Source organism: Alcanivorax sp. HI0083, assembly GCF_001635175.1.
This window is the reverse complement of the sequence record NZ_LWFX01000869.1, coordinates 1-901: the sequence shown is the minus strand read 5'-3', so window position 1 is coordinate 901 and position 901 is coordinate 1. Positions and strand designations below refer to the sequence as shown.

The 901-nt window shown below is 61.4% G+C and carries 2 pseudogenes; both read left to right on the top strand.

Annotated features, from left to right (window positions below):
* Window positions 1–441, top strand: a pseudogene (locus A3754_RS08380) (endonuclease); the annotation flags it as partial.
* Window positions 442–516: 75 nt separating this feature from the next.
* Window positions 517–901 (top strand): annotated as a pseudogene (locus A3754_RS08375) (hydrolase or metal-binding protein); the annotation flags it as partial.

Genomic DNA, 901 nt, shown 5'->3' with positions numbered 1-901 from the left:
CGGGATGAGGCGTTGATCGCTCACCTGTACGAGCTGGAGCGGGAGTTCTGGCAGCTGGTGGAAGCCGACACGCCACCGGACCCGGATGGCTCCGACTCAGCAGGGAACGCCCTGCAAGCGCTCTACCCCCAGGACAAAGGGGAAACCATGGATCTCACGGACAACCCGGCCATCGAAGGCGACTTCAATGAGCTACTGGATCTGCGTGACACCCTGGGCCGATTGAGCAACCGGGAATCCACCCTCAAGCAACGCATCCAGCAGACCATGGGGTTGGCCAGCAAGGCCACCTTCACAGAGGGCTCTGTGACCTGGAAGCGAAGCAAGGACTCCACTAGCCTGGACACGAAAGCTCTCCTGCAGGATCAGCCTGATCTGCTCAAGCAGTACCCCAAGCACAAGGCCGGGAGCCGTCGCTTCCTGGTTCGCCCCAATGCTTAACCCTCTACGACTCACGGCATAACAGCCGGGCCTGGCCCGGCTGCGTCTATGCCTGTTATCCATCAGGAGCATCCCATGATTAAAGGACTCGCGATTACGCCCCCCGTGATTGGCCGCATCAGCATCGGCCGCGTGGTGGAGAAGAACGGCAAGCGTCTGCCCGAGAAAGACGATCAGTTCACCATCACCACCCAGATCCAGACCAAGGAAGGCTGGCTGCCCCACCCGCTGGATGACGCCCTGCGCCAGGACACCAAGGGCAACAAGCTCCGCAGCATTCCCGTCACCTTGCCGTTCAACGATCCGGACCTGAATCTACGGGCGGAATACACCTTCTTTGACCGCAAGAGTGGCAGGCCGCTGTGTGCAGGCAACGGGGAGACATGCCGGCGGCATACCGAGAATGGACTGGAATCGCTCCCCTGCCCGTCACCGGATCTGTGCGACTACGGCAGCCACG